This window comes from Microvirga sp. GN3 (genome assembly GCF_055792825.1).
This window is the reverse complement of the sequence record NZ_JBVVAK010000258.1, coordinates 1-7,241: the sequence shown is the minus strand read 5'-3', so window position 1 is coordinate 7,241 and position 7,241 is coordinate 1. Positions and strand designations below refer to the sequence as shown.

Sequence of the window (7,241 nt, the reverse complement as noted above, 5' to 3'; positions counted from 1 at the left end):
TCTGCAAGCTCAAAGAGTTCAAGCGCATTGCCATGAGAGCCGACAAAACCGACCAAAGCTTCTCCGCCATGATCTATCTCGCAGCCGCCGTCATCAATTCACGATAAATCCCCACAAGCCTTAGGCCGAGCGCAGCATAGGTGCAGAGAGGTTCGTCTGATCCTCTAGGATCATCGCGGCCCCCTTATCGGCAATCATCAAAGTTGGCGAGTTCGTGTTTCCGCTTGTAATGGTCGGCATCACGGAGGCGTCGATGACGCGCAGGCCCTCGATCCCACGCACGCGCAAGCGCGCATCCGTCACTGCCATCGGATCGTTGTCGATGCCCATCTTTGCGGTGCCGACGGGATGGAAGATCGTGGTTCCGGTATCGCGGGCTCCATTCAAAAGCTCGTCATCCGTCGTCAGCTCGGCTCCGGGCTTGTACTCCTCGGGCCGGTATTTCTGAAGCGCCGGCATCGAGACGATGTGCCGAACCAGGCGCAGCGCATCCACGGCCACTCTCTGGTCTTCCGAAGTCGACAGATAGTTCGGGCGGATGAAGGGGGCGTCGCCCGATTGGCCGCTGCGGATCCTGACGCTGCCCCGGCTGGTCGGCCGCAGGTTGCAGACGCTCGCCGTGAAGGCCGGGAAGGGATGTGGATCGTCCCCGAACTTGTCCAGCGACAGGGGCTGGATGTGGAACTGGAGGTTCGGCGTTGCATATTCGGGCGATGAACGTGTGAAAGCGCCCAGCTGGGACGGCGCCATCGTAAGGGGTCCTTTGCGGAAGAGGGCATATTCGAGCGCCATCTGCCCCTTCTTGAACAGGGACCGATAATCCTCGTTGAGCGTCCGCACCCCGTGAACCTTGTAGATCGGGCGCAGCTGCAGATGGTCCTGCAGGTTCTCACCCACTCCCGGCAGATGGTGAATCACATCGATTCCATGCTGTCGGAGGAATGCGCCGTCTCCGATCCCGGACAATTGCAGGAGCTGGGGTGAGGCGATGGCGCCTGCCGACAGCACGACCTCTTTCCGCGCCAGGATACGCCTCTGGATACCGTTCTGAAGGATTTCGACGCCAATGGCGCGCCTGCCTTCGAAAAGGATGCGCGTGGCATGGGCCTGGGTCTCGACCTTCAGATTGGGGCGGGACAAGGCCGGCTTGAGGAAGCCGCGCGCCGCGGACCAGCGCCGCCCGCTCTTCTGATTGACGTGAAAATACGAGATGCCCTCGTTGCTGCCCGTATTGAAATCGCTGACGCGAGGAATGCCGGCCTCGACCGCGGCTTCGATGAAGGTGTCCAGGATGTCCCAACGGGTCCGAGGAGCCTCGACGCGCCATTCGCCTCCGACACCATGGTGCTCGCCGGCGCCGAGGTAATGATCGAGATGCTGGCGGAAGATCGGCTTCACATCGTCCCAACCCCAGCCTGTCAGCCCCATCTGGCGCCAGTTGTCGTAATCCTCGCGCTGGCCGCGCATGTAGACCATGGCGTTGATGGCCGAGCAGCCGCCCAGGACCTTGCCGCGGGGATAGTTCAGAATACGGCCGTTCAGGCCCGGCTCGGCCTCGGTCTTGAACATCCAGTCGGCGCGGGGATTGCCGATGGCGAAAAGATAGCCGACCGGAATGTGAAACCAGATCCAGTTATCCTTGCCGCCTGCTTCGAGAAGGCAGACCGAGTTGCGGGGATCCTTGGACAGGCGGTTCGCCAGCACGCAGCCCGCCGAACCGGCTCCGACGATCACGTAATCGAATGTATCGCTGCCTGACATGGTATGGCTCAATGACATGGGCCGGCGCTCGATCCGACGAGCGCCGGCAGAGTTTGCTTCACTCGTATCTTAAGAGGCGCTTTTGCCCCGGCGCCTCATCAGTTCCAGAATCTCTCCCACGATTCCGCGGCGGAATAGCAGCACGCAGATCACGAAGATGATGCCGATCAGCACCGTCACGGGGAAATCGGACGCAGCCAGATAGTTCTGCAGGGCAATCACCAGACCGGCGCCGACGATGGGGCCGATCATCGTGCCGATGCCGCCGAGCAGGGTCATGAGAATGACCTCACCGGACATCTGCCACTGCACGTCGGTGAGCGTGGCAAACTGGAAGACGATAGCTTTCGTTCCACCGGCAAGTCCTGCCAAGGCCGCCGACATGACGAAGGCGCCGAGCTTGTAGCGGTCGACCCGATAGCCGAGCGAGACTGCGCGCTTCTCGTTCTCGCGGATGGCCTTGAGGATATTGCCGAACGGCGAGTTTACGATGCGCCAGATCGCAAAGAAGCCGAATAGGAAGATCGCCAGCGTGAGATAATACATCGTCAGCGGCTGGTTCAGGTCGATGAAGCCGAGCAGATAGCCGCGCGGCACACCCTGGATGCCGTCCTCACCATGGGTGAAAGGAACCTGCAGGCAGATGAAGGCGAACATCTGCGACAGGGCGAGCGTGATCATGGCGAAATAGATGCCCTGTCGGCGAATGGCTACGAAGCCGATGATGAGGCCCATGGCGGCGGCTCCTGCCACGCCGAGCAGGATGGCGGTCAGAGGCTCCCAGCCCCACACCTTGGCTGCATGCGCTGTGAAATAGGCCGCCCCGCCGAAGAAGGCGGCATGGCCGAAGGAGAGAAGGCCCACATAGCCGATGAGAAGGTTGAAGGCGCAGGCGAAGAGCGCAAAGCAGAGCACGCTCATCAGCATGATGGGATAGAAGAAAAAGGGAGCCGCCAGCAAAGCCGTAATGGCGATTGCCCCAAGCACCATGGAAGATGTGCTCAGCTTGGGCTGCTCCGTGAGATATTCGGTTCCGACAGCCATGATATTACTCCTCCCGCCCGAAGAGACCTGCTGGCCTGACGAGCAGAACGATGGCCATGATCACGAAGATAACGATACTTGAGGCTTCCGGGTAGAAAACCTTCGTCAGTCCCTCGAGCACGCCGAGCACGTACCCGGTCACGATGGCGCCAAGGATCGAGCCCATGCCGCCGACCACGACCACGGCGAAGACGATGATGATGAGGTTCGAACCCATCAGCGGGCTCACCTGATAGATCGGAGCCGCCAGCACGCCCGCGAGAGCCGCCAGCGCCGCACCCAGGCCATAGGTGAGCGTCAGAAGCAGCGGCACGTTCACGCCGAAGGCCTGAACGAGCGTGGCATTTTCCGTAGCCGCCCGCAGGTAGGCGCCAAGCCGCGTCTTTTCGATGAGCAGCCAAGTGCCGATGCAGACCACCAGCGAGGCCACGACTACCCAGCCGCGATAGATCGGCATGAACATGAAGCCCAGATTGAGAGCTCCCGTCAGTTGCGGTGGGGGGGCATAGGGCTGGCCGGCTGCGCCGAACCAATAGCGGAAGGCGCCTTCGAGAATGAGCGCGAGGCCGAAGGTCAGCAGCAATCCATAGAGCGGATCCACGCCGTAGAGGCGACTCAGCATCGTCCTTTCGATCACGACCGCAATGGCGCCGACGATCAGAGGGGCCAGAATGAGCGCCGGCCAGTAGCCGATGCCCAGCCAACTCAGGAGCAGGTAGGCGGCAAAGGCGCCCAGCATGTATTGCGCGCCATGGGCGAAGTTGATGACCCGCAACAGGCCGAAGATCACGGCGAGGCCGAGACTCAGCATGGCATAGAAGGAGCCGTTGATCAGGCCGATGAGGATCTGGCCAAAGAGGGCCGGGGTGGGAATGCCGAAAATCGTACTCATGATGCTCTACACCCCAAGAACTTCGTGGAGTTCGTCCATGCGCGCGTCGAGCTCATGCCCAGGGAACGAGTTCACCATACGCCCATCCTCCATGAGGTAGAAGCGGTCGGCGACTTTCTTCGCGAAGCGGAAGTTCTGTTCCACGAGCAGGATGGTCATGCCGCGCTTCTTCAAGGCGACCAGCACATCGCCGATGCGCTGAACGATCACGGGAGCTAGGCCTTCCGTCGGCTCGTCGAGAAGGATGATCCTCGCGCCCGTGCGCAGCACGCGGGCGATGGCGAGCATCTGCTGCTCGCCGCCGGAAAGCTTCGTGCCCTGGCTCGAACGGCGTTCATGGAGGTTGGGGAAGAGAGTGTAGATCTCCTCCAGGCTCATGCCTCCCTCCGCGACGGTCGGCGGCAGCATCAGATTCTCGGAGACGTTCAGGCTCGCGAAGATGCCGCGCTCCTCGGGCACGTAGCCGAGACCGGCCTGCGCGACCTTGTGGAGCGGCAGCGCCAAGAGATCCTTGCCACGCAGGCGGATGACGCCCTCGCGGCGGCGCAGGATGCCCATGATCGCGCGCAAGGTGGTTGTCTTGCCCGCGCCGTTGCGGCCGAGCAGGGTGACGGTTTCGCCCTCGCGGATGTCGAGGTCGACCCCATGAAGAACATGGCTCTCGCCATACCAGGCATTGAGCCCGCGGACTTCGAGAAGGGGAGCGCTACTCATGCTCGGTTCCCATGTAAGCTTCACGCACGCGCGGATCCTGGCTGACAGTCTCGTATGATCCGTCGGAGAGAATCTCGCCGCGAGCCAGAACGGTGACGCGATCGCAAAGATCGGAAACCACGTTCAGGTTATGCTCGACCATCAGCACCGTGCGATTGCGGGCGATGCGTCGGATCAGGTCGGAGATGCGGCCGATATCTTCATGTCCCATGCCGGCCATCGGCTCATCGAGCAGCAGCATGGCGGGATCGAGGGCCAACGTGGTGGCGATCTCAAGCGCGCGCTTGCGTCCGTAGGACAATTCAACGGCCGGCAAATGCGCGTAGGCTCGGAGGCCAACGGCATCGATGAGCTCCATTGCGCGATCGTTGAGTGTCGAAAGAGCGGAAGCCGGGCGCCAGAACTGCGTCGCAAGCCCGGACGGACGCTGCAGCGCCACGCGCACATTGTCGAGCACGGTCAGGTGCGGAAATACCGCCGAAATCTGGAATGAGCGGACGAGCCCGAGACGGGCAACCTCGGCAGGCTTCAGGCCGGTGATGTCCGAGCCCTTGAAGCTGATCTGCCCGCGCGTCGGCGTGAGAAACTTCGTGAGCAGGTTGAAGACAGTTGTCTTGCCGGCACCGTTCGGGCCGATCAGGGCATGGATCGTGCCCTCATTGACGGACAGGGTCACGTCCTTCACGGCGAGGAAGCCGCGAAACTCCATGGTGAGCCCGGTGGCGCTCAAGATAGGTTGCGTACTGACCATATGAACCGGCCGACACTCTCTTGGTGAGGAGGCAACGGCTGGTTCGCGCGCAAAGCTCGATACCAGCCGTTGTCAGACGATGAAGAGGTGGGGCGGCTCGCGCCGTCCCACTTCGGTTGGAGTATTACTGCGTGAGCTGGCAGCCGCTGTCGGCAAGCTTCATATAAGCCTGATCGCCCGGGACCTTGGCGAGCTGCTTGTACATGTCCCACTCGCTCTTGCTCTCTTCCGGCTTCTTCACCTGGAAGAGGTACATGTCGTAGACCATACGGCCGTTCGGCAGCACCTTACCCTTCTTGGCGAAGACGTCCTCGACCGGCATTTCGTGCAGGAGCTTGGCGACCGGCTCGGTAGCGTCCGTGCCAGCCTTCTGAATCGCCTTGAGATATTGCGTCACGGCGGAATAGGTGCCGACATGGATCATGTTCGGCATGCGGCCGGTCTTTTCCTGGAACTTCTTCGCGAAGGCACGGTTCTCGTCGCTCTGATCCCAGTACCAGCCTTCCGTCAGGGTTAGGCCCTGTGCGGCCTTGAGGCCCAGGCCCTTCACCTCGGCGAGGGTGAAAAGCAGGGCTGCGAGACGCGTGCCGCCCTGGGTGATGCCGAACTCGGCAGCCTGCTTGATGGCGTTGGCAGTGTCGAGGCCGGCATTGGCCATGCCGACCACGTTGGCACCGGAGCTCTGCGCCTGCAGCAGGAAGGACGAGTAGTCAGTGGCTGCCAGCGGATGGCGGACAGCACCGAGCACCTGACCGCCCTTCGACTTCACGAATTTCGAAGTCTGGTCTTCAAGCGAGTAGCCGAAGGCGTAGTCGGCGGTGAGGAAGAACCACTTGTTGCCGCCGTTTTCCACCAGCGCACCGCCGGTGCCGACTGCGAGCGCGTGAGTGTCGTAGGCCCAGTGGAAGCCGTAGGGCGTGCACTGCTTGCCGGTGAGATCGGTCGTCGCCGCACCGGTCGTCATCGTGATTTTCTTCTTGTCCTTGGACAGGCCTTGGACGGCGAGAGCGACGGACGAGGTGGTCAGTTCCATGATGGAATCGACCTTTTCCGTATCATACCACTGCCGGGCGATGCTCGCTGCCACGTCAGGCTTGTTCTGGTGGTCCGCGCTCACGATCTCGACCGGCACGCCAAGAACCTTGCCGCCGAAATCCTGCACCGCCATGCGGGCGGCCTCGACCGAGGACTTGCCACCGAAATCTGCGTAGACGCCGGACTGATCGTTCAGGATGCCGATCTTGACCACGCCGTCGGAAGCCTGCTGTGCATAGGCCGATTGCGCCATGACGGTGCAGCTGAGGGCGAACAGAATTTTATTGAGAACTCGCATCGATTTCCTTCCCTTCGTTCCGAAGCCAGTTGATCCAGCATTGTTCGAACCGCGGCGTGAGGGTGCGCCCGGCGATGGTCAGAAAAGTACAGCCCTTCACGCCTTGTGCAATGCGAGAGGGGGTCATCCTTAAGTCGCAGATCTCTTTAAGCTTCAAGTTTTTGCCTCATTTTCAGGCATCGGGCGTCACTGACCCTTGAGACCTTGGCCGCTTTATCGGTAACCCTGCTCCGCATCTCCCGCTGTTCACAGTGCTGGAGGCAGCGCCTATATCTGCCTCAGCTTTCTGTCCCCCTATTGTCTAGGTTGGAGCCTTGCGATGACCGTTCACCAGAAGCCCGCCGACCACCGTACCCTCGATCTGCAGGATCCGTCGCTGCTGGTGGGTCAGGCCTATGTGGCGGGCGAGTGGATCGACGCCCCGGACGGCAAGACCATCCCGGTCACCGATCCGTATGACGGCGCGCTGATCCTGAGCGTGCCCGATCTCGGCCCTGACGCCGCCCGCCGCGCCATCGACACCGCGGCCACGGTGCAGAAGGACTGGGCGAAGCGCACCGCCAAGGAGCGCAGCACGATCCTCAAGCGTTGGTACGACCTGATCATCGCCAATGCCGACGATCTGGCGCTGATCCTCACCACCGAGCAGGGCAAGCCGCTTCCTGAGGCCAAGGCCGAGGTGATCTCGAACGCGGCCTATATCGAATGGTTCGCGGAGGAAGCCAAGCGCATCGACGGCGACGTCA

The 7,241-nt window shown here is 61.7% G+C and carries 7 protein-coding genes; 1 reads left to right on the top strand and 6 read right to left on the bottom strand.

Annotated elements, in window-relative coordinates; all coding sequences use genetic code 11:
- Positions 1–120: 120 nt before the first annotated feature.
- The 6 genes from ACS5Q1_RS45500 to ACS5Q1_RS45475 all read right to left on the bottom strand — a co-directional run bounded on the left by ACS5Q1_RS45500 (position 121) and on the right by ACS5Q1_RS45475 (position 6,450).
- Entirely contained in the window at positions 121–1,761 is a 1,641-nt protein-coding gene (locus ACS5Q1_RS45500; protein ID WP_473104390.1) for a GMC family oxidoreductase, read from the bottom strand.
- Positions 1,762–1,830: 69 nt separating this feature from the next.
- Positions 1,831–2,805 (bottom strand): branched-chain amino acid ABC transporter permease, encoded by a 975-nt coding sequence (locus tag ACS5Q1_RS45495; protein ID WP_203442842.1) that lies wholly within the window; start codon positions 2,803–2,805, stop codon positions 1,831–1,833.
- A gap of 4 nt (positions 2,806–2,809) precedes the next feature.
- Positions 2,810–3,697, bottom strand: a complete 888-nt coding sequence (locus ACS5Q1_RS45490; RefSeq protein WP_473104389.1) for a branched-chain amino acid ABC transporter permease — start codon at positions 3,695–3,697, stop codon at positions 2,810–2,812.
- A gap of 6 nt (positions 3,698–3,703) precedes the next feature.
- On the bottom strand, positions 3,704–4,411 hold the full coding sequence (locus tag ACS5Q1_RS45485) for an ABC transporter ATP-binding protein (protein WP_473104388.1): 708 nt from the start codon (positions 4,409–4,411) through the stop codon (positions 3,704–3,706).
- Positions 4,404–5,162 carry an ABC transporter ATP-binding protein gene (locus tag ACS5Q1_RS45480; RefSeq protein ID WP_203442845.1) on the bottom strand — a complete coding sequence of 253 codons (759 nt, stop codon included), beginning with the start codon at positions 5,160–5,162 and terminating at the stop codon, positions 4,404–4,406. Before ACS5Q1_RS45480 ends, ACS5Q1_RS45485 begins: the two co-directional genes overlap by 8 nt.
- A gap of 124 nt (positions 5,163–5,286) precedes the next feature.
- A complete protein-coding gene (locus ACS5Q1_RS45475) occupies positions 5,287–6,450 on the bottom strand; it encodes an ABC transporter substrate-binding protein (protein WP_371826867.1) in 1,164 nt (387 codons plus the stop codon).
- Positions 6,451–6,814: 364 nt separating this feature from the next.
- On the opposite strand from ACS5Q1_RS45475, the gene ACS5Q1_RS45470 reads away from it, so the two are divergent.
- A partial coding sequence (locus tag ACS5Q1_RS45470) for an aldehyde dehydrogenase family protein (protein WP_473104387.1) occupies positions 6,815–7,241 on the top strand: 427 nt, incomplete at its 3' end.

Bases quoted from the DNA above. Each gene is read 5' to 3' on its own strand.
- ACS5Q1_RS45480 (WP_203442845.1), bottom strand. From the start codon at position 5,162: ATGGTCAGTACGCAACCTATCTTGAGCGCCACCGGGCTCACCATGGAG.
- ACS5Q1_RS45500 (WP_473104390.1), bottom strand. From the start codon at position 1,761: ATGTCAGGCAGCGATACATTCGATTACGTGATCGTCGGAGCCGGTTCG.
- ACS5Q1_RS45485 (WP_473104388.1), bottom strand. From the start codon at position 4,411: ATGAGTAGCGCTCCCCTTCTCGAAGTCCGCGGGCTCAATGCCTGGTAT.
- ACS5Q1_RS45475 (WP_371826867.1), bottom strand. From the start codon at position 6,450: ATGGCGCAATCGGCCTATGCACAGCAGGCTTCCGACGGCGTGGTCAAG.
- ACS5Q1_RS45495 (WP_203442842.1), bottom strand. From the start codon at position 2,805: ATGGCTGTCGGAACCGAATATCTCACGGAGCAGCCCAAGCTGAGCACA.
- ACS5Q1_RS45490 (WP_473104389.1), bottom strand. From the start codon at position 3,697: ATGAGTACGATTTTCGGCATTCCCACCCCGGCCCTCTTTGGCCAGATC.